The organism is Kribbella sp. NBC_00482 (assembly GCF_036013725.1).
Classification (GTDB): Bacteria; Actinomycetota; Actinomycetes; order Propionibacteriales; family Kribbellaceae; genus Kribbella.
Genome location: NZ_CP107881.1, coordinates 5,857,853 through 5,876,877, shown reverse-complemented (window position 1 = coordinate 5,876,877; position 19,025 = coordinate 5,857,853). Strand labels below are relative to the sequence as shown.

The following is a 19,025-nucleotide window of genomic DNA, read 5'->3' as shown; positions in this document are numbered from 1 at the left end:
GGCGTATTTACTGGGCGTCGACGAGGAGGTCGAGCGCCTGGTCGAGGTCTTCGGGGTACTTCGAGGTGAACTCGACGTACTCGCCCGTGCCGGGGTGGGCGAAGCCCAGGCGCATCGCGTGCAGCCATTGGCGGGTGAGGCCGAGGCGTTCGGCGAGGACCGGGTCGGCGCCGTACGTCAGGTCGCCGCAGCACGGGTGCCCGATCGCGGACATGTGGACGCGGATCTGGTGGGTGCGGCCGGTCTCGAGGGTGATCTCCAGGAGGGTCCCGTACCGGAACGCCTCGAGGGTCTCGTAGTGCGTGATGCTCGGCTTCCCGCCGGCCACCACGCCGAACTTGTAGTCGTGGTGCGGGTGCCGGTCGATCGGCGCGTCGACCGTACCGGTGAACGGGTCGGGATGACCCTGCACGAGCGCGTGGTAGATCTTCTTGACCGTGCGCTCCTTGAAGGCGCGCTTCAGGACGGTGTACGCGTACTCCGTCTTCGCGACCACCATCAGCCCGGACGTCCCGACGTCCAGCCGGTGCACGATGCCCTTGCGCTCGGCCGCGCCGCTCGTGGAGATGTTGAAGCCCGCACCGGCCAGGTGCCCGATCACGGTCGGGCCGGTCCAGCCGGGCGACGGGTGCGCGGCGACGCCGACCGGCTTGTCCACGACGACGATCTCGTCGTCGTCGTACACGATCCGCAGGTTGTCGACGGTCTCCGGTACGACGGTCACCTCCGACGGCGGCGCCGGCAGCTCGACGTCGAGCATCACGCCGGCGGTGACCCGGGACGACTTCGGCGCCGTGGCCCCGTCGACCTGGACCAGGCCGGACTCGATCAGCTCGGCGGCCTTCGTCCGGGAGACACCGAACAGCCGCGACAGGGCTGCGTCCAGCCGCTCGCCCGCGAGACCGTCGGGCACCATCACTGTCCGGGAGCTCACTGCCGATGCTCCCTGGTCCCGTCGAGCCTGATTCCGCGCAGCGTCTGGATCACCAGCAGTACGGCGGCCGACGTCACGGCCATGTCCGCGACGTTGAAGATCGCCCAGTGCGGGGTCTGCAGGAAGTCGACCACGTGCCCGTGGAACGGCGACGGCTCCCGGAAGATCCGGTCCAGGATGTTCCCGACCGCGCCGCCGAACAGCAGGCCGAACGCGACCGCCCAGCCCGCCGACCCGAGCTTGCGGGACAGGTAGACGACGCCGAGCGCCACGGTGATCTGGACCGCGGCGATGTACGGCGTGTAGCCGGCGCCGAGGCTGAACGCGGCACCGGAGTTCCGGATCAGGTTGAACTTGAGCAGCGAACCGATCACGTCCACCGGTTCCCCAGGCGTCAGATGCGCCAAGGCAATCGCCTTGGTCACCTGGTCCAGGATCAGAATCAGCAGTCCGACCCCGCCGAAAACAACAGTCCATTTCCAGGAGTGACCGGCCGGCGACGACGGAGAACCGGCCGACGGGTCGTCGGCCGGTTCCGGTGAGTCTGCGTCCTCCACCTGGTGGGACGAGGCGTTGTCGTTCAGCGGCGTTCCTGGCGTTCTTTGCATGAGACGCACAGTGTCGCACGCGGGAACGCCTGCAGCCGACCCTTGCCGATCGCGTTGCCGCAGTTGTCGCAGACGCCGTACGTGCCGTCGTCGATCCGGGTCAGCGCGAACTCGATCTGGTTGAGCATGTCGCGGGCGTTGTTGGCCAGCGTCAGCTCGTGGTACCGCTCGAGGGTCGTGGAGCCGACGTCCGCCTGGTCGTTGCCGGCGCCGTCGCTGCCGTCCCGGAACAGGCCCGCGATCTCCTGCTCGGCGTCCTTGATCTCCTGCGTGAGGTGCTCGACCTCACCCTCCAGCTCCGCACGCAGCTCGGCCAGCTCGGCAGCGGTCCACGGCTCCTCGCCCGGCTTCACCTTGAAGGTCTCGGCCGTATGCGCTGCGGACTTCGCCGGCGCCGTCGCCGGGGTCCTGTTCTCGTTCGTCTTCATGGCCACCCTCTTCGTCGGAGCTTGCTTGGCAGGGGTCTTAGCCGCTGTTTTCTTGGCCGCAGTGGTCGATGACGACTTCTTCACCGCGGAGGTCTTCTGGACCGGTTCGGACTGCTTCTCGGCGGCGCTCTTCTTGGCCGCTGCAGAACGTTGGGGGGCGGACTTCTTCCGTGCCGATGTAGCCATGGTCAGCTACCCCCTGCCTTCCGTCGGAGACTGAAGCGGACTGGTCGCAAGACAGTAGGCCACCCGAACATCGCGTGCCAGCCGACTCGCAGACCGTGGACATACGGTAGTCGGTTCTTCAAGTCCGCTCGATGTTCCGCGCGTCACAACCGCATTGCGGACGTCACTGTCCGTAACAATCTCTGTCCCCCGACCGCTCTCGCAGCAGAATTGTCCTACCCGGATTCCCGCCACACCACTGATTAACGATTCGTAGTCACCCGGTACGACGCCGTACACTGAGATCCGCGAACCGCAAGGCAATGATGGGGCCATCACCCCGGAGCCGCCGGAAGAACAGTCCGTAGGGACCTATTAGAACCGGCAGCGTGTCGTTAAGGAAGTGGGTGACCGCACTCTGGGTCACCAAGGAGGGTGGTACCGCGCGGTAGCCAGGCGACAGGCCCGGCACTTCGTCCCTCGTCCAGGAAGCAGGGACGGACGAAGGACGCAGAAGATGGCGGCAGCGCACAACTCTGGCACCCCCTGGCGGCAGGTTCCCGCCCAGGTCGACTTCCCCGCGCTGGAGCGCGAGGTGCTCACCCTCTGGGACGAGCACGACACCTTCACCAAGAGCCTCGAGCAGTCGGTCGGCGGTCAGCCGTGGACGTTCTACGAGGGTCCGCCGACCGCGAACGGTATGCCCGGCACCCACCACATCGAGGCCCGCGTCTTCAAGGACGTGTTCCCGCGCTACCGGACCATGAAGGGGTTCTGGGTCGAGCGCAAGGCCGGCTGGGACTGCCACGGCCTCCCGGTCGAGGTCGCGGTCGAGAAGGAGCTCGGCTTCAACGGCAAGGCCGACATCGAGGCGTACGGCGTCGCCGAGTTCAACGCCAAGTGCCGTGAGTCCGTGCTGCGGAACGTCGACGCGTTCAACGAGCTCACCGAGCGGATGGGCTACTGGGTCGACCTCGAGCACCCGTACAAGACGATGGATCCGGAGTACGTCCAGTCGGTCTGGTGGTCGCTCAAGCAGATCCACGACAAGGGCCTGCTGGTCGAGGACTACCGGATCACGCCGTACTGCCCGCGCTGTGGCACCGGCCTGTCCGACCACGAGCTCGCGCAGGGGTACGAGACCGTCGTCGACCCGTCGGTCTACGTCCGCTTCCCGCTCACCTCGGGCCCGCTGGCCGGCCAGGCGTCGCTGCTGGTCTGGACGACGACCCCGTGGACACTCGTTTCAAACACTGCGGTCGCCGTACACCCGGAGGTCGAGTACGTCGTCGCCACCGACGGCACCGAGTCGCTGGTCGTCGCCAAGCCGCTGCTGGACCGGCTCGGCGAGGACTGGACGGTCACCGGTGAGTACGGCGGTCGCGAGATGGAGCGGTGGACGTACCAGCGGCCGTTCGAGCTCGTGCCGTTCGACGAGCCGGCGCACTACGTCGTCCTCGCGGACTACGTCACCATCGAGGACGGCACCGGTCTGGTGCACCAGTCCCCCGCGTTCGGTGCAGAGGACCTTGCCGTGTCCCGCGCGTACAACCTGCCGGTCGTGAAGCCGGTGGACGCGAGCGGTCACTTCGACGCCGACGTACCGCTGGTCGGCGGGCAGTTCTTCAAGAAGTCCGACGAGACGCTGGTCAAGGACCTGAAGGACCGCGGCCTGCTGTTCAAGCACGTGCCGTACGAGCACCCGTACCCGCACTGCTGGCGCTGCCACACGCCGGTCATGTACTACGCGCTCCCGTCCTGGTACATCCGCACCACTCAGGTGAAGGACGCCCTGCTCCGCGAGAACGAGAAGACCAACTGGTACCCGGACTCGGTCAAGTGGGGCCGGTACGGCGACTGGCTGCGCAACAACATCGACTGGGCCGTCTCCCGCTCGCGCTACTGGGGTACGCCGCTGCCGATCTGGCGCTGCGGTGAGGACCACCAGGTGTGCGTCGGATCGCTGGCGGAGCTCGGTGAACTGGCCGGCCGCGACCTGAGCGCAACCGACCCGCACCGGCCGTACGTCGACGACATCACCTTCGACTGCCCGACCTGTGGCGCCGAGGCGCGCCGCGTACCCGAGGTGATCGACGCCTGGTACGACTCGGGCTCGATGCCGTTCGCGCAGTGGGGCTACCCGTGGGCCGAGGGGTCGAAGGAGAAGTTCGCGGAGACCTACCCGGCGGACTTCATCTCCGAGGCGATCGACCAGACCCGCGGCTGGTTCTACACGCTGATGGCGATCGGCACGCTGGTGTTCGACGAATCGTCGTACCGCAACGTCGTCTGCCTCGGGCACATCATGGCCGAGGACGGCCGGAAGATGTCCAAGCACCTGGGCAACATCCTGGAGCCGATGCCGCTGATGGACGACCACAGCGCGGACGCGGTGCGCTGGTTCATGGCCGCGTCGGGGTCGCCGTGGAAGGCGCGCGGCATCGGGCCGACCGTGCTGAACGAGATCGTCCGGAAGGTGCTGCTCACCTACTGGAACACGGTCGCGTTCCACGCGCTGTACGCCCGGCTGGCCGACTGGTCGCCGAGCGATGCCCCGGCGGTCGCCGACCGTTCGGTGCTGGACCGCTGGCTGGTCAGCGAGACGCACCGGCTCGTCCGGGACACCGACGAGGCGTACGCCGCGTTCGACACCCAGCGGCTCGGTCTGCTGATCAACTCGTTCGTCGACGTGCTCTCGAACTGGTACGTCCGCCGTTCGCGCCGCCGGTTCTGGGCCGGTGACGCTCGCGCGCTGGCCACCTTGCACGAGACGCTCGAAGTACTCACCCGGGTGATGGCGCCGCTGACGCCGTTCGTCACCGAGCGGGTCTGGCAGGACGTGTTCCGCCCGGTCACGTCCGGCCTGCCCGAGTCGGTGCACCTGACGAGCTTCCCGACGTACGACGAGACGCTGATCGACGACGTACTGGCGCAGCACGTGTCGATGGCGCGCCGGGTCGTCGAGCTCGGGCGGTCGGCCCGCGCCGAGGCGAAGGTGAAGACGCGACAGCCGCTGGCCCGTGCACTGGTCGGGTCGGCCGCGATCGCGGACCTCTCCCCCGAGCTGCTGCGGGAGATCGCCGACGAGCTCAACGTGGGCACGGTCGCGCCGTTGTCCTCGGCGGGCGCGGACTTGGTCGAGTTCTCCGCGAAGGGCAACTTCCGGGAGCTCGGCAAGCGGTTCGCCAAGCAGACCCCGGTGGTCGCGGCGGCGATCGCCGCTGCCGACGCGGGCGCGCTGGCCGCCGCACTGAAGGAGTCGGGTACGGCGACCGTCGTGGTCGACGGCGAGGACGTCCAGGTCGGCGAGGCAGAGGTGCTGGTATCCGAGCGGCCGAAGGAAGGCTGGTCGGTGGTCAACGAGCAGGGCGAGACCGTAGCCCTCGACCTCGAGGTCACGCCGGAACTCAAGCAGGCCGGCCTGGCCCGCGAGGTGGTCCGCACCCTGCAGGAGGCCCGGAAGAACGCCGGCCTCGAGGTGTCGGACCGGATCAAGGTCTGGCTGACCTCGACCGACACCGAGCTGACCGATGCCCTCGGCAAGCACGCCGACGAGATCGCCCGCGAGGTCCTCGCCGTCGAACTCAGCCAGACGACGCCGCTCGAGACGCTCGTCGACGTTGCCGAAGGCACCGAAGAGGACCTGAAACTCACCTACTGGCTCACCAAGGCTTAACGAGGTGGCCGGACGGCGCGAGCCCGCAACGAAGGGCTCGCGCCGAGCCGGTTGATCAGCTCCACCAGCAACAACCGCGCCTCTTCAACGCGGTCGTCCCCCAGATCCTGACGAACTTCCGCATCCAGCTCCGCACGATGCGTGCGGGCGGCAGCGATCACGGCCTCGCCGCGTTCGGTGAGGAGCACCTGACGAGCCCGCGCGTCGGCCGGATCCGGCTGCCTGCTGACGTAACCGCGGCTCGAGAGGTCGCCGACCGACTTCGACGCGGCCTGCTGGGTCACGCCCAGCTTCTCCGCGAGTGTGCTGATCGTCACCGGCCCGCCGACCAGATGCTGGAACACCACACCGTCCGCGAAGCGCGAGTCCGCGAATCCCTCACCGACGAGCCGTCGCTGCAACTCGTCGGCAAGCGCCCAGCCGGCGAACAACGAGGCCAGGGACAGGTCGGCGTCAGCCGGATCGAACTCCACGACCCGAAATATACAACCGAGGTTGTGCATCGGCTAATCTACAACCATGGTTGTGCAAAAGGAGTTCCTGGACAGAGCGCATCGGATCGTCTGGTGCACGGTGGCCACGGTCGGGCCGGACAATCGGCCACGGACCCGCATCCTGCACCCGATCTGGGAGCTGTACGACGAACTGACCGGCTGGATCGTCACGCGGGCGACACCGGTGAAGGTGCGGCACCTGACGCACAGCTCGTATGTCAGCTGCAGCTACTGGGAGCCCGGTCATGAGGTCGCCGTCGCGGACTGCGAGGCGGAGTGGGTCGCGGATGCGGCGACCCGGCAACGAGTGTGGGAGCTGTACCGGGACGCTCCCGCACCACTCGGCTACGACTTCTGGAGTGTGTTCCCCGACGGTCCATCCGGGGAATCACCCGCTCTGCTGCGGCTCACGCCGTACCGGCTGCGGCTTGCTGATGTCGAGACGCTCAGCGGCCGCGAGGTTCCACTCGCCTGGCCCTGACTCCGAGTCACCAACGAAAGACCCTGCGTCAGAGGTGGCCAGACATGGCGAAGAGGCGGTGCTGCCGGAAAGCACCGCCCCTTCGACCTGCGTCGTTTTTAGACGCCGTGACCGTGCGCCTGCGCACGCGCCTCCGGCCGGAAGCCGTTGCGCGGGCTGAGCGTGTCGTCGCCGTTGCCGAGCGCCTTCAGCTGCTCGGTGAAGTACGTCTTCAGGCGGCTACGGTACTCACGCTCGTAAGCGTGCAGGTCGTCGATCGTGCGCTCGAGCTGACCCTTCTGCTTCTCCAGCGTGCCGAGCATCTGCGCGCGGCGCTCGGCGATCTCGCCGTCGAGCTTCTCGGCGCGGGCGCGGGCCTCACCGGTCATCCGGTCAGCCTTGCCGCGGGCCTCGTTCTCCAGGCGCTCCGCCTTGGCGCGGGCCTCGCCGATGATCTTGTCGGCGGTGTCCTTCGCCTCCTGGACCAGGTCGTCGGAGTGCTTGGTGGCCATCTCCAGCAGCCGCACCGCGGAGCTGGAGGCGTCACCGACCGTGCCGGCCGCCGCAGCCGCGGTCGGAGCGGCCACCACCGGCGGCTTCTCCTCGGGCTTCTCGACCACGACCGGGGGCTTCGGCTGCTGCACGACTGGCGGCAGCGCGGCGGTCTGGTCGACCGGGCGCTGCTGGTCTGCACCAGCGCGCTGAGCCGCCGCGAGCTTGGCCCGCAGCTCCTCGTTCTCGGCGAGAAGTCGCTCGAGCTCGGCTTCCACCTCGTCGAGGAAGGAGTCGACCTCTGTGACGTCGTAGCCCTCCCGTAGTCGGACGGGCGTGAACTGCTTCGAGCGGACGTCATCCGGCGTCAGCGGCATCTTTCACCTCGTTTGTCTGTGTCTTGGCGGAGTCCCCGTGGCCCTCGCCTTGGCGACTCAGTAGATCACGTTATCGCTTCGTTGTCTTATGACGGAATCCGGGCTCTATCTACCCCGTCTTCACGGTCCTCACCCTTACAACGACCGAAGGGCCGTCGAGTTGATCGCCATCGCCACCGACACCATGACGAACAGCATCAGCATCGACAGGTCGATCCGGATCCCACCCGCCCCGATCGGGGGCAGAATCCGCCGCAGCGGCTTCAGGAACGGGTCCGTGATCGAGTAGATCAGCTCGAAGAACAGCAGCAACGGCCCCTTGGGGTGCCACTGCGGAGCGAACATGACGATCAGACTGAGTACGAACCGCGCCACCAGCACCAGGAAGAAGGCGAGCAGTACCCAGTACAGAACGATGAGGACGAGCGCTAGAGCATCCATGTCGAGACCGAGTGTAGAAGACGGCGGAAGCGCCGGCCTCAGCTCTGGTTGTAGAACCCGTCCGCAGCGATCTTTTCCTTCTCCTCGGCGGCCACCGTGACGTTCGGCGGGCAGACCAGGAACACCTTGGTCGTGATCCGCTCGATCGAGCCCCGGCAGCAGAAGATCAGGCCGGCCGCGAAGTCCACCAGCCGCTTGGCGTCGGAGTGGTCCATCTCGGTCAGGTTCATGATGACGGGCGTACCGTCGCGGAAGTGCTCACCGATGACGCGCGCCTCGTTGTAGCTGCGCGGGTGCACGGTGGTGATGCGGGCCAACTCGGTAACCTCCGGGGACGACGCGACACCGCGCCGGTCTGGGAACTTGCTGACCGTGGCGCCGCTCTGATCCTGACGCTCCTCGCGATATTCGCGAGGCTCGCGGCTCTCCCGGCCGGCGGGTACCGGCTCGGCCTCCTGGGAGTCCCCGTCGACCTCGTCGACCGTCTCGTCGTCGTAGTCGTCGTACTCGTCGTCGTACCGCGCGTTGTAGCGCTCCCCGTCCTCGACCAAGCCGAGGTACACACCCATCTTGCGCAGTGCGCCGCTCATGGCCCTCCAGCACCTCGATCCGGTTCAGCGACAACAACGACCGACAACAGTGAGCAGGAAGCAAAACCCGCTCGATGTCGACACTAACCCAGCAGAGAGCGCGTACCGAGTAATGCACGCCCGAGCCGTACGTGTGTCGCACCGTGCTTGATCGCGGCCTCCAGATCGCCGGTCATCCCGGCCGAGATCCAGTCCGCGCCAGGGTGTTCGGAGCGTAGTCGCGACGCTACTTCGCGCAGTCCGGCGAAGGCATTCTCCGGGTCCGATCCGAGGGGTGCGACGGCCATCACTCCCCCGAGTTCGAGGCCGTCGGCACCGGCGATCTCCGCGGCCAGTTCCGGTACGTCGGCGGGCGCGACACCGCCCCGGCTCGCGCCGGTCGCCGCGTCCGCGGATCCGTACGCCGCGAGGCTCACCTGGATCAGGCAGCGCAACGTCTTCTCCTCGGCGACCGCGGCCTTGGACAAGGCTTCGACGAGTGACGGCCGGTCGACAGAGTGCACGACCGAGGCGTACCGCGCGATCGAACGGGACTTCTTCGACTGCAACTGACCGACGAAGTGCCAGGTGAGGTCCGGGCACTCCGGCGCCTTGGACTTGAGCTCCTGCTCGCGGTTCTCCCCGACGTCCTGGATCCCGAGGCCCGCAAGCGCCCGTACGTCGCTGACTGGGAAGGTTTTGGTGATCGCGACGAGGGTGACCTCGTCCCAGGCCCTCCCGGCCGCCTGACAGGCCTTCTCGATCCGTTCCTGCACCTGCTCCAGATTCTGACGGAGCTCGTCGGCGCGTGTACTCACGGTGCGACCAGCTTGATCAGGCCCGCCATCCGCCCGCTCTCCGGACCTTCGCGGCGGTACGAGTACAGGTTCTCGGACTCGATCGTGCAGGCGGTCGCGTCGATCACCTCGACACCGAGCTCGGCCAGCTGAGCCTTCACACCGGCGGCGACGTCGATCGCGGGTGTCCCCCACGTCGTCTCGGAGTACGACGCCGGCACCCGCTCCGCGACCTCGGCCCGCATCTCCTCAGGGACCTCGTAGCAGTTCCCGCACGCATACGGTCCGAGGACCGCGGTGATCGTCGACGAGCCGAGCTCCCGCATCGCGTCGACGGTCGCCGGGACGATGCCGACGTACATTCCCTTGCGGCCGGAGTGCGCGGCGCCGATCACGCCGTCACCGGACAACAGCACCGGCAGGCAGTCAGCCGCGCGCACCGCCAGCACCACATCGGATCGCGTCGTCACCAGAGCGTCCGCCTTCGGCATCGGCTGGGTGGGCAGTGCGTCGTCCGGCCGTACGACGTGAACGTCGCGGCCGTGCACCTGACTGACCCGCACCACGTGGTCCGAGGGCACCCCGAACTCGGCCGCGATCAGCCCGAAGTTCGCGATCACCCCGTCCACATCCGGACCCGATGCACTCCCCAGATTCAATGCGCCGTACGGCGGCCTGCTGGCACCCCCGAACCGATCGGTGAACGCGAAGCGGGCAGCGGAAAGAACCTCGTCGTAACCGAACACACCTGAAGGCTATCCAGCCGGGACCGTTCAGGGCCGAATCGGCTCAGCTGGTGGGAGCGATCTGCAGGTCGGCGAGCGCCGCACGAGCCTCCTCGGTGACCTCACGCCTGCCAGGCCCGGCCTGCAGACCGACGACGTGATCCAACGCCCGGCCGTAGGCGACCGCGAACGCCTCGTCGGCGGGAACCTCAAGATCAGGGCTGATGCCGACGCCCTCCCAGTTCGTACCGGACATCGGGTTGACCGCCCGCGCGATCGGAACGCTCGCTTCGAGGTGCGGGTGGACCGTGAAACCTTCGCGCGGATGGGCGCCGCCCCGCGTGCGTTCCCCGACCACGACGGCGCGACCACGTTGCTGCAGGTTGTAGGTCAGCTCCTCGGCCGCCGAGAACGTGGTCGACGAGGAGGTCAGGACCCAGATCGGTTTGGTGCCGCCGAACCGGGGGCCGACCAACTGCGGCACGGTCCAGTACTGCCGGACCGTCCCAGCCGACGGGGTGACCAGGTCGTTCAGGTGCACCGGTTCGTCCTCGAACAGGTAGCTGCACACCAGGGCAACCATGTCCGGCGAACCACCTCGGCACCCGCGCAGATCCAGGAGCAGCGCGTCGGTCGCCCAGAGCATCGCCATCGCACCGGCGGCCGCGGCAGCCGCGTACTTCGGGTCGAAGAGCGTCGGCCGGATCTCCAGTACGCCGACATTGCCGGCCAGCCGCTCCGCCCGCGCCATCCCGGCTGCGTTCAGCTCGACCCGTCGTACCCAGGCCGCCTCCTCGGCGACCGGGTCGGCATCCTCCTCGAACAACTCGTCCACGTGGTAGATCAGCCGCAGATGCTTGTCGTCGTTGCCGATCTGGAGATCGGCGGTCATCCGTTCGGCCAGCTGCTCCGGCTCGGTCAGGTCGTCGTACCGCCCGTCCGACCCGGCCGCGATCAGCCGGTCAGCGACCGCCGCCCCCACCTCGGGGAACAGGTAGTGGGTCCGGACCAGCGTGGCGACCTGCTCGATGACTGCCGCGATCTCGTCGTTGCGCATGGCCGCCAGTGAAGCATTCCCCACCGCACCCCGTCCGCTGAATTAGGCGGCGACTGCGCGGCGGTAGGCCTCGGTGAAGGCTTCGTCTGCGGGGACGTCGATGTCGGGGACGACGCCGGTGCCTTCCCAGTTGGTCCCGGAGATCTGGTTGACCGAACGCACCACCGGCACGGTCGCCTCCAGGTGATCGTGCAGCTTGAAGCCCTGGCGCGGGTGCGCGCCGCCGCGGGTCCGCTCTCCGACGACCACCGCTCGCTTGAGTTGCTGCAGGTCGTACGCCAGCTCTTCACCGCCGGAGAAGGTCGTCGAGCTGGTCAGCACCCAGATCGGCTTGGTGCCGCCGAAGCGCGGCCCCGGCACGTACGACGTGGTCCAGAACTGCCGCGTCGTCCCGTCGCCCGGACAGACCAGATCCTGCAGATGGATCGGTTCGCCGGCGTCGAACAGGTAGCTGCAGACGAAAGCGACCTGATCGGGTGACCCGCCCACGCAGCGGCGCAGGTCGATGAGCAGCGAGTCCGCCGACGCGAGCAGCGTCATCGCGGCCGCCAGAGCCGCACCCGCCTGGGTCGGGTCGTACAGCAACGGCCGGATCTCGAGCAGGCCGACGTTCCCGTCCAGTCGTTCGACCCGCGCCATCCCGCCGGCGTCACGCTCGGCGAGCCGGCGCCAGTGTGCTTCTTCGGCCACCGGGTCGGTCTCGTCCGGCGGACCGTCGGGGTGGAACTTGAGTCGCAGGTGCTTGTCGCCATTGCCGAGTTGCAGGTCGGCCGTGACGCGCTCGGCCAGCTGCTCCGGCGCCTGAAGGTCGTCGTACCGGCCCTCGGCGGTCGCTGCGGCGAGCCGGTTCGCGACCTCGGCGCCGACCTCCGGGAAGACGTAGTGCTCGGCGACCAGTGCGCCCAGGCGGCCGATGACGGTCCTGATCTCTTCGGTGTGCATGACCAGGAGTACAGCAGGCAGATTGACAAAGTGTCAAGAATTCTCGACGCTTGATCCATGGCCGAGATCATCGATCACCTGGACGTGTCGAGCGCTGCGCAGTTCAAGGCGCTCGGGCACCCGCTGAGGCACCGCTTGCTGTTCGCACTCGGGCAGGAGGCGGCCACGATCAGCCAACTGGCCGCTGCGCTCGGGACGGCGAAAGGCAACGTCGCCCATCACCTGGGCGTGCTCCGCGACGCCGGAATGGTGCACGTGGCCGAGACGCGGCAGGTGCGGGGTGGGACCGAGCAGTACTACCGACGGTCTGTGCGGCGCTTCGGCTTCACGGGTGAAGGCGCGCGGGCGAACAACACCGTCGCGCTGCAGGCGGTCGCAGCCGATCTGGAGACCGCCGACCCCGACCCGATGTTCACGGTGCGGAACGTCCGGCTGACCGCCGCGCAGGCGGAGGAACTCACCGCGACGCTGCAGCAGATGGCCGACGACCTCGCCGACGCAGGCCCCGGAGAGTCGCGGTACGGCGTGGTTGTGTCGGTCTACCGTCCTCGCCAGGCCACGACGCCCGGCGAGGGCAGCTGACTTACTTCAGGAAGTCCGGGATGTCGAGGTCTTCCTCGGGCTCCGGCTTCTTCGGCTTGACCGGCTGACTCGGCTGAGCGGTCTGACCGCCCTGACCCGTACCGGCGTTGCTCGGGCCGTGGGTGGGCCAGGAGTGCTGAGTCGACGGCGAGGCCGGGGTGTGCGGTGCCGGCTGGGCCGACTGCTGGCCGGACTGCACCGTGCGAACGCCGTCACCCGCCTGCGGGCGCGCGGAGTTCGTCGTCCCGGCACCGGGCCGCGACTCGGTCGGTGCGGGCACCGGGACCGTGTTGTCGGTCGGCGTGGCTTGAGGCGGCGGCGCCGACTGGGACGGAGCCTGCTGCTGGCCCGGTCCTGCGGGAGCAGAGGAAGCCTGGCTTGGCTGGCTGGGCATGCCGCTCGGCGGTTGCGTGGACTGCTGAGGAGCAGGCTGCTGAGGAGCAGGCTGCGCGGGCGGCTGGCCCGTGCCCGGCTGGCCGGACTGCTGGCCTGGTGCCGGGCTGCCGGACATCGGTGCCGAGTAGTTCTGCGTCGGCGGGCGGGACGACTGCGGACGGGCCTGGTTCATCGCCTGTTCGCGGCGTTTCGGCATCCCGCCGTCGAACCCGGCGGCGATCACCGTGACCCGCACCTCGTCGCCGAGGGCGTCGTCGATGACCGCGCCGAAGATGATGTTCGCGTCCGAGTGCGCGGACTCCGAGACCAGCTGGGCGGCCTCGTTGATCTCGAACAGGCCGAGATCGGACCCGCCGGCGATCGACAGCAGTACGCCGTGCGCACCCTCGATACTTGCCTCCAGCAACGGCGACGAGATGGCCGCCTCGGCGGCCGCGACCGCGCGGTCCTCGCCGCGCGACGAGCCGATGCCCATCAGCGCCGAGCCGGCGTTCGACATGACCGCCTTGACGTCGGCGAAGTCCACGTTGATCAGGCCGGGCGTGGTGATCAGGTCGGTGATACCGGAAACACCCTGCAGCAGCACCTGGTCGGCCTGCTTGAACGCGTCCAGCACGGACACGGCGCGGTCGGAGATGGTCAGCAGCCGGTCGTTCGGGATGACGATCAGGGTGTCGACTTCTTCACGAAGGGCGGCAATGCCCTCCTCGGCCTGGGTCGCACGGCGCTTGCCCTCGAACGAGAACGGCCGGGTCACCACACCGATCGTCAGCGCGCCGAGCGAGCGCGCGATCCGGGAAACCACCGGCGCGCCACCGGTGCCGGTGCCGCCGCCCTCGCCCGCCGTGACGAAGACCATGTCGGCGCCCTTGAGCGCCTCCTCGATCTCCTCCCCGTGGTCCTCGGCGGCCTTCTTCCCGATCGCCGGGTTCGCGCCGGCGCCGAGGCCCCGGGTCTCCTCGCGGCCGATGTCGAGCTTGACGTCCGCGTCGCTCATCAGCAGCGCCTGGGCGTCGGTGTTGATGGCGATGAACTCCACGCCTTTCAACCCGTGCTCGATCATCCGGTTGACGGCGTTCACGCCGCCGCCGCCGATGCCGACGACCTTGATGAGTGCCAGGTAGTTCTGCGGTGCCGCCACGTCCGCGCCTCTCGCCTCGTTCGTTTCCCGTTGTCCAGCGAAAAGACTGAACCTCAAGTGCATGCTTAGACTTATGTCAACTTTAGATTACGTCGCACGCTACGGGACGGGTTCTGGCGATGTCCACGCGCCTCGCCGCCCGTACCGACATGTGATCCGTCACCGCTTTTCCCCTTTGGTGACAGGAAGATCGGGCGCCGAGACGTCGTACACCTTCGCCTGCCGTTTCATCAGCACGCTGAGTACCTCGGCCTTGCGCTCGCTGTCATCGGAACTACCCCAAACCACCTTCACGCCGGAGCTGAGGTTGAGGGTGATCGAGTCCGGCGACGCTGCCGAGATCGATGCCACCTGCGCCCGCAGCGTGTCCGGAAGGGCCGCCGACACCGTCACGACCGAGTGGATCGTGACGTCACGCCGGACCCCGGTCACCTTCGCCTCGGGCAGTCCCGCCGGCCGGTCCGGCACCGTGCGGTACGACGTACCGGTCGCGTCCACCAGTTCGTACCGCGAGCCGTCGGTGACCACCACGACCGGGACCCGTTCGGTGACGACGATCACGATCTTGCGCGGCCACGCCCGGGTCACCTGCGCGTCCGCGACGGCCGGGATCGTCCGCACCCGGTCCGCGATCGACCGCAGGTCGACCTTCGCCAGCGGTGTACCCGTCGGCGCGGCCGCGACCTGCTCGATCGTTGCCACCGGCACCGTGTCGGCACCGCTGATCCGGACCCCGGAGACCGCGAACGCGGAGGAGAAGTAGAACAGCCAGACGACCAGACCGGCCAGCACGACCAGTCCGCCGCCGATGGCCCAGGGCAACCAGCTCCGCCACCGCACCAGCCGTTGCCGGCGCGCGAACTTCTGCTGTGCCCGAGCCAGATCGACGTTCTGGCTCATTCAACAAACCCCACCCTTTTACTCCACCACAGGTACCGGCATTGCCTCGGAAGGCTCGCGGGCCGCGGCGCGTTCGGCCAGCAAACCAACGACTTCCGGGCCGATCAGGGTCACGTCGCCCGCGCCCAGCGTGACCACCAGGTCGCCCGCTTGGGCGAGGTCCGCGACCACCTGCGGTACGGCGGACCACGACGGCTCGAACCGCACCTGCTCGGGCTTCAGCGGCACATGGTTCGCGATCAGGGCCCCGGTCACACCGGGCTCCGGGTCCTCGCGGGCCGCAAAGATGTCCATCACCACGACCTCGTCGGCCAGTGCCAGCGCCTCGGAGAACTCGGTGGCGAAGATCCGGGTCCGGCTGAACAGGTGCGGCTGGAAGCACGCGATCACGCGCCCCTCCCCCGCCACCTGGCGCGCCGCGGTCAGGTCGACGGCGAGCTCGGTCGGGTGGTGCGCGTACGAGTCGAACACCCGCACGCCGTCCTCGAGACCCTTGAACTCGAACCGCCGGCCGGTGCCGGTGAACGACGCCAGCCCCTCGGCCAGGTCGGCCGCGGAGAACCCGAGCCCGAGCCCGACGGTCAGGGCCGCCGACGCGTTCAGCGCGTTGTGCTTGCCGGCCTGCTGCAGGTTCACGACCGGCAGCTTGCGTCCGCGGTACACCGGCACGAACGACTGCGTCGCCCCGGTCGCGGTGATCTCGGTGACGTGCAGGTCCGCGTCCTCGGACTCGCCGTACGTCCGGACGTCGATCCCGCGGTCCCGCGCGTACGACGCCAGCGCGTGGGCGCCCGCGTCGTCCTGGCAGATCACCATGAACCCGCCGGGCAGCACCCGTCCGCAGAACTCCTCGAACGCCTTGCGGTAGCTGGCCTCGTCGCCGTAGTTGTCCAGGTGGTCCGGCTCGACCGACGTGACGATCGACACCTCGGGCGCGTAGGTCAGGAACGACTTGTCCGACTCGTCCGCCTCGGCGACGAACAGGTCGCCGGTGCCGTCGTGGGCGTTCGACCCGGACTCGTTCAGGTTGCCGCCGATCGCGTACGACGGGTCCGCGCCGCAATGCTGCAGCGCGACGGTCAGCATCGACGTGGTCGTGGTCTTGCCGTGTGTGCCGGCGACGGCGATCGTCCGGCGGCCGACCATCACGGAGGCGAGCGCGGCGGCGCGCGGCAGGATCGGGATCCCGGCCTCGCGGGCGGCGACCACCTCGGGGTTGGTCTCGCGGATCGCGGTCGACACCACGACCGTGTCGACATCCTTGACGTGCTCGCCGGAGTGGCCGACCCAGCAGGTGGCGCCGAGCGCGCGGAGCGCGGCGAGCACCTTGCCGTCCTTGGCGTCCGAGCCGGACACCTCGATCCCGCGCGACGCCATGATCCGGGCGATCCCGGACATGCCGGCGCCGCCGATGCCTACGAAGTGCACTCTGCCCAGCTTCTCGGCCGGGAGCAGCGTGTCAGGAGCGGTGACGATCACGAAGCAGACCCCACCACATCGAGGATGATCCGCGCCAATCGGTCGTCGGCGTCGGTCCGGATCACACCGGTCGCAGCTGTGGACATGGCTGTCAGACGCTCGCGGTCGAGCAGAAGTTGCACCACGTTCGCGCGCACCCAGTCAGGAGTCAGCTCAGCGTTGTCGATCAGCACACCTCCACCCACGTCGACGACCGGCTTCGCGTTCAGTCTTTGCTCACCGTTACCGATCGGCAGCGGAACGTAGATCGCGGGCAGGCCGACACCGGACACCTCGGTGACCGTGTTCGCGCCCGAGCGGCAGACCACCAGGTCCGCGGCGGCGTACGCCAGGTCCATCCGGTCGACGTAGTTCAGTACGACGTACGGGAGCGGACCTGTCTGCGGCACCTCGAGGGTGTTCTTCGGGCCGATCGCGTGCAGCACCTGGATGCCGGCCGCCTGCAGGTCCGCGGCAGCGCCGGAGATCGACTCGTTGATCCGCTGCGCGCCCTGCGAGCCGCCGGTCACGAACAGCGTCGGCGCGTCCGGGTCGAGGCCGAAGAACTGCCGGGCCTCGGCGCGCAGCGCGGCCCGGTCCAGCGTCGAGATCGCCCGGCGGATCGGCAACCCGACGTACTCGGCGTGCGGCAGGTCGGTGCCCGGGAACGACGTCTTCACGTGCTCCGTGCAGTACCGGGCCGCGAACTTGTTCGCGATTCCCGGGACGGCATTGCCCTCGTGCACCACGATCGGGGTCTTCCGCCGCCAGGCGGCGACGTACGCCGGCGTGGACACGTAGCCGCCGAAGCCGACCAGGACGTCCGCCTTCGCCTCGTCCAGCACCTTCCGGGCCGCGCTCACCGAGGACAGCATCTTTCCCGGGACAGCGAACAGGGCGGGCGTGGGCTTGCGCGGCAGCGGTACCGGCGGGATCAACTCCAGTCGGTACCCGGCCTCGGGGATCACGCGGGTCTCGAGACCGCGCTCGGTCCCGAGGGCGATGATGTCGATCGTCGGGTCGATCCGGCGCAGGGCGTCTGCGGTGGCGATCAGGGGTGAGGTGTGGCCGGCGCTACCGCCACCGGCCAGAACGATGCTGGGCACAGCTTTCAACGCTCCCGCGGGTTCATTTGTACGACATACGCCGCGAAGGCAGCCAGCCGAAACGAGGACGCCGAGTCTCTTTCAGGGCGGCCTGCGCGCCGGGCTCGGCCTTCGCGAAGGACAGCAGCATGCCGATCGCGATCAGCGTCGGCAGCAGTGCGGAACCACCGTACGACAAAAGCGGGAGCGGGATACCCACGATGGGTAGCAGTCCGATCACGGCGCCGAGGTTGACCAGCGTCTGCGCCATGAGCCAGATGGTGATCCCGGCCGCCGCATAGCGGACGAACGGCTCGGTGTTCCGGGTCGCGATCCGCACCCCGGCGTAGGCCATGGTGAGGAACAGAGCGAGTACGGTGAGCGACCCGACCAGGCCGAGCTCCTCACCGATCACCGAGAAGATGAAGTCGGTGTGCGCCTCCGGCAGGTTGCTCCACTTCTGCCGGCTGTTGCCGATCCCAACACCCCACCAGCCGCCGGTCGAGAGCGCGTAGAACGAGTGGTACGCCTGCCAGCCGACGGTGGTCGGGTTGGCGAACGGGTCCAGGAACGACGTCACCCGGTCCAGGCGGTACTTCTCCGCGTTCACGAAGTACGTCGCGACCGCGCCGACCACCACGATCGTCGCGACGAACAGCCGGGTCGGCGCGCCGACGATCCAGATCATGCCGATCATCACGGCCATCAGCACCAGCGCCGTACCGAGGTCGTGCTGCCCGACCACCAGCGCGATCACCAGACCGCAGACCGGCACCATCGGGACCAGCAGATGCTTCCACTGCGTGAGCAGTTTCTCCTTGCGCGCATAGAGATCCGCGCACCACATCACCATCGCGAGCTTGGCGAACTCGCTCGGCTGGATCTGCAGCGGTCCGCCGAGGTTCAGCCAGTTGGTGTTGCCGTTCACGCCGACGCCGAGGCCCGGGATGTAGGTCAGCACCAGAAGGAACATCGAGCCGAGCAGCGCGACGTATGCGAGCATGCGGAAGTGCCGCGGTGTCATCCGCGAGGCGACGTACGCCATCGGCAGACCGACGCCGACCCAGATCAGTTGCCGGACGAAGATCGTGTAGCTGTTCCCGTTCACGCGCAGCGACAGCACACTCGACGCCGACAGCACCATCATCAGCCCGAGCACGAGCAGCAGGCCGGTCGCACCGAGCACGATGTGGTACGACGTCAGCGGCCGGTCGAGCACGTCCTTGATCGCCGCGATCCAGGCGCGCTCGCTGGTCTGCTGCTTCTTCTGGTCCGGCTGATCTGCGATCGACGTCACG

At 68.4% G+C, this 19,025-nt stretch carries 20 protein-coding genes; 4 read left to right on the top strand and 16 right to left on the bottom strand.

What is annotated here, in order from left to right; translation table 11 throughout:
• Window positions 1-7 precede the first annotated feature (7 nt).
• From OHB24_RS28615 to OHB24_RS28605, 3 genes are read right to left on the bottom strand one after another with little or no spacing between them, the layout of a single operon-like run.
• Window positions 8-916, bottom strand: a complete 909-nt coding sequence (locus OHB24_RS28615) for an RluA family pseudouridine synthase (protein ID WP_327641115.1) — start codon at window positions 914-916, stop codon at window positions 8-10.
• 14 nt (window positions 917-930) lie between these two features.
• Window positions 931-1,542 carry a signal peptidase II gene (gene lspA / locus OHB24_RS28610; RefSeq protein ID WP_327633948.1) on the bottom strand — a complete coding sequence of 204 codons (612 nt, stop codon included), beginning with the start codon at window positions 1,540-1,542 and terminating at the stop codon, window positions 931-933.
• The gene (locus OHB24_RS28605; protein ID WP_327633947.1) at window positions 1,515-1,970 is read right to left on the bottom strand and encodes a TraR/DksA family transcriptional regulator; all 456 of its coding nucleotides are present in this window, start codon (window positions 1,968-1,970) and stop codon (window positions 1,515-1,517) included. Before OHB24_RS28605 ends, lspA begins: the two co-directional genes overlap by 28 nt.
• 61 nt (window positions 1,971-2,031) lie before the next feature.
• Here OHB24_RS28605 and OHB24_RS28600 point away from each other — a divergent pair, with 61 nt between their 5' ends.
• Together OHB24_RS28600 and ileS are read left to right on the top strand one after the other, a co-directional pair.
• Complete coding sequence (locus OHB24_RS28600; protein WP_327633946.1) at window positions 2,032-2,190, top strand: hypothetical protein; 159 nt, start codon at window positions 2,032-2,034, stop codon at window positions 2,188-2,190.
• A 462-nt stretch (window positions 2,191-2,652) separates the two neighbouring features.
• Window positions 2,653-5,811 carry an isoleucine--tRNA ligase gene (ileS, locus tag OHB24_RS28595; protein ID WP_327633945.1) on the top strand — a complete coding sequence of 1,053 codons (3,159 nt, stop codon included), beginning with the start codon at window positions 2,653-2,655 and terminating at the stop codon, window positions 5,809-5,811.
• Here ileS and OHB24_RS28590 read toward each other — a convergent pair.
• Entirely contained in the window at window positions 5,808-6,284 is a 477-nt protein-coding gene (locus OHB24_RS28590; RefSeq protein WP_327633944.1) for a MarR family winged helix-turn-helix transcriptional regulator, read from the bottom strand. The two genes, ileS and OHB24_RS28590, sit on opposite strands and share 4 nt — an antisense overlap.
• A 46-nt stretch (window positions 6,285-6,330) precedes the next feature.
• On the opposite strand from OHB24_RS28590, the gene OHB24_RS28585 reads away from it, so the two are divergent.
• Window positions 6,331-6,786 carry a pyridoxamine 5'-phosphate oxidase family protein gene (locus OHB24_RS28585; protein WP_327633943.1) on the top strand — a complete coding sequence of 152 codons (456 nt, stop codon included), beginning with the start codon at window positions 6,331-6,333 and terminating at the stop codon, window positions 6,784-6,786.
• A gap of 98 nt (window positions 6,787-6,884) precedes the next feature.
• On the opposite strand, the gene OHB24_RS28580 is transcribed toward OHB24_RS28585, so the two are convergent.
• From OHB24_RS28580 to OHB24_RS28550, 7 genes are all read right to left on the bottom strand, one after another.
• Window positions 6,885-7,634, bottom strand: coding sequence for a DivIVA domain-containing protein (locus OHB24_RS28580; RefSeq protein ID WP_130379855.1), 750 nt, complete (start codon window positions 7,632-7,634; stop codon window positions 6,885-6,887).
• 135 nt (window positions 7,635-7,769) lie between these two features.
• On the bottom strand, window positions 7,770-8,075 hold the full coding sequence (locus OHB24_RS28575; protein ID WP_130379857.1) for a YggT family protein: 306 nt from the start codon (window positions 8,073-8,075) through the stop codon (window positions 7,770-7,772).
• Window positions 8,076-8,113: 38 nt separating this feature from the next.
• Window positions 8,114-8,665, bottom strand: a complete 552-nt coding sequence (locus tag OHB24_RS28570) for a cell division protein SepF (RefSeq protein ID WP_327633942.1) — start codon at window positions 8,663-8,665, stop codon at window positions 8,114-8,116.
• An 83-nt stretch (window positions 8,666-8,748) separates the two neighbouring features.
• The gene (locus OHB24_RS28565; protein WP_327633941.1) at window positions 8,749-9,462 is read right to left on the bottom strand and encodes a YggS family pyridoxal phosphate-dependent enzyme; all 714 of its coding nucleotides are present in this window, start codon (window positions 9,460-9,462) and stop codon (window positions 8,749-8,751) included.
• A complete protein-coding gene (gene pgeF, locus OHB24_RS28560) occupies window positions 9,459-10,187 on the bottom strand; it encodes a peptidoglycan editing factor PgeF (RefSeq protein ID WP_327633940.1) in 729 nt (242 codons plus the stop codon). Before pgeF ends, OHB24_RS28565 begins: the two co-directional genes overlap by 4 nt.
• A gap of 43 nt (window positions 10,188-10,230) precedes the next feature.
• Entirely contained in the window at window positions 10,231-11,223 is a 993-nt protein-coding gene (locus OHB24_RS28555; RefSeq protein WP_327633939.1) for a S41 family peptidase, read from the bottom strand.
• 42 nt (window positions 11,224-11,265) lie between these two features.
• Window positions 11,266-12,165, bottom strand: coding sequence for a S41 family peptidase (locus tag OHB24_RS28550; RefSeq protein ID WP_327633938.1), 900 nt, complete (start codon window positions 12,163-12,165; stop codon window positions 11,266-11,268).
• Between the two features lie 57 nt (window positions 12,166-12,222).
• On the opposite strand from OHB24_RS28550, the gene OHB24_RS28545 reads away from it, so the two are divergent.
• Complete coding sequence (locus OHB24_RS28545) at window positions 12,223-12,747, top strand: ArsR/SmtB family transcription factor (RefSeq protein WP_327633937.1); 525 nt, start codon at window positions 12,223-12,225, stop codon at window positions 12,745-12,747.
• A gap of 1 nt (window position 12,748) precedes the next feature.
• Here OHB24_RS28545 and ftsZ read toward each other — a convergent pair whose 3' ends face one another.
• From ftsZ to ftsW, 5 genes are all read right to left on the bottom strand, one after another.
• Window positions 12,749-14,284, bottom strand: a complete 1,536-nt coding sequence (gene ftsZ / locus OHB24_RS43370; protein WP_442913927.1) for a cell division protein FtsZ — start codon at window positions 14,282-14,284, stop codon at window positions 12,749-12,751.
• A 159-nt stretch (window positions 14,285-14,443) separates the two neighbouring features.
• Window positions 14,444-15,184, bottom strand: a complete 741-nt coding sequence (locus OHB24_RS28535) for a cell division protein FtsQ/DivIB (RefSeq protein ID WP_327633936.1) — start codon at window positions 15,182-15,184, stop codon at window positions 14,444-14,446.
• A gap of 18 nt (window positions 15,185-15,202) precedes the next feature.
• Window positions 15,203-16,663 carry a UDP-N-acetylmuramate--L-alanine ligase gene (gene murC / locus OHB24_RS28530; RefSeq protein WP_327633935.1) on the bottom strand — a complete coding sequence of 487 codons (1,461 nt, stop codon included), beginning with the start codon at window positions 16,661-16,663 and terminating at the stop codon, window positions 15,203-15,205.
• Complete coding sequence (gene murG / locus OHB24_RS28525; RefSeq protein WP_327633934.1) at window positions 16,660-17,748, bottom strand: undecaprenyldiphospho-muramoylpentapeptide beta-N-acetylglucosaminyltransferase; 1,089 nt, start codon at window positions 17,746-17,748, stop codon at window positions 16,660-16,662. The genes murC and murG overlap by 4 nt, the downstream gene beginning before the upstream one ends.
• A gap of 22 nt (window positions 17,749-17,770) precedes the next feature.
• Window positions 17,771-19,024: a putative lipid II flippase FtsW gene (gene ftsW, locus OHB24_RS28520; RefSeq protein ID WP_327633933.1), complete on the bottom strand. Its 1,254-nt coding sequence runs from the start codon at window positions 19,022-19,024 to the stop codon at window positions 17,771-17,773.
• Between the last annotated feature and the right edge of the window lies 1 nt (window position 19,025).

What these genes read in the sequence shown, in the direction of transcription:
- OHB24_RS28615 (WP_327641115.1), bottom strand. Translation starts at nt 916, where the DNA reads ATGGTGCCCGACGGTCTCGCGGGCGAGCGGCTGGACGCAGCCCTGTCG.
- lspA (WP_327633948.1), bottom strand. Translation starts at nt 1,542, where the DNA reads ATGCAAAGAACGCCAGGAACGCCGCTGAACGACAACGCCTCGTCCCAC.
- OHB24_RS28605 (WP_327633947.1), bottom strand. Translation starts at nt 1,970, where the DNA reads ATGAAGACGAACGAGAACAGGACCCCGGCGACGGCGCCGGCGAAGTCC.
- ileS (WP_327633945.1), top strand. Translation starts at nt 2,653, where the DNA reads ATGGCGGCAGCGCACAACTCTGGCACCCCCTGGCGGCAGGTTCCCGCC.
- OHB24_RS28585 (WP_327633943.1), top strand. Translation starts at nt 6,331, where the DNA reads ATGGTTGTGCAAAAGGAGTTCCTGGACAGAGCGCATCGGATCGTCTGG.
- OHB24_RS28580 (WP_130379855.1), bottom strand. Translation starts at nt 7,634, where the DNA reads ATGCCGCTGACGCCGGATGACGTCCGCTCGAAGCAGTTCACGCCCGTC.
- OHB24_RS28575 (WP_130379857.1), bottom strand. Translation starts at nt 8,075, where the DNA reads ATGGATGCTCTAGCGCTCGTCCTCATCGTTCTGTACTGGGTACTGCTC.
- OHB24_RS28570 (WP_327633942.1), bottom strand. Translation starts at nt 8,665, where the DNA reads ATGAGCGGCGCACTGCGCAAGATGGGTGTGTACCTCGGCTTGGTCGAG.
- OHB24_RS28555 (WP_327633939.1), bottom strand. Translation starts at nt 11,223, where the DNA reads ATGCGCAACGACGAGATCGCGGCAGTCATCGAGCAGGTCGCCACGCTG.
- OHB24_RS28550 (WP_327633938.1), bottom strand. Translation starts at nt 12,165, where the DNA reads ATGCACACCGAAGAGATCAGGACCGTCATCGGCCGCCTGGGCGCACTG.
- OHB24_RS28545 (WP_327633937.1), top strand. Translation starts at nt 12,223, where the DNA reads ATGGCCGAGATCATCGATCACCTGGACGTGTCGAGCGCTGCGCAGTTC.
- OHB24_RS28535 (WP_327633936.1), bottom strand. Translation starts at nt 15,184, where the DNA reads ATGAGCCAGAACGTCGATCTGGCTCGGGCACAGCAGAAGTTCGCGCGC.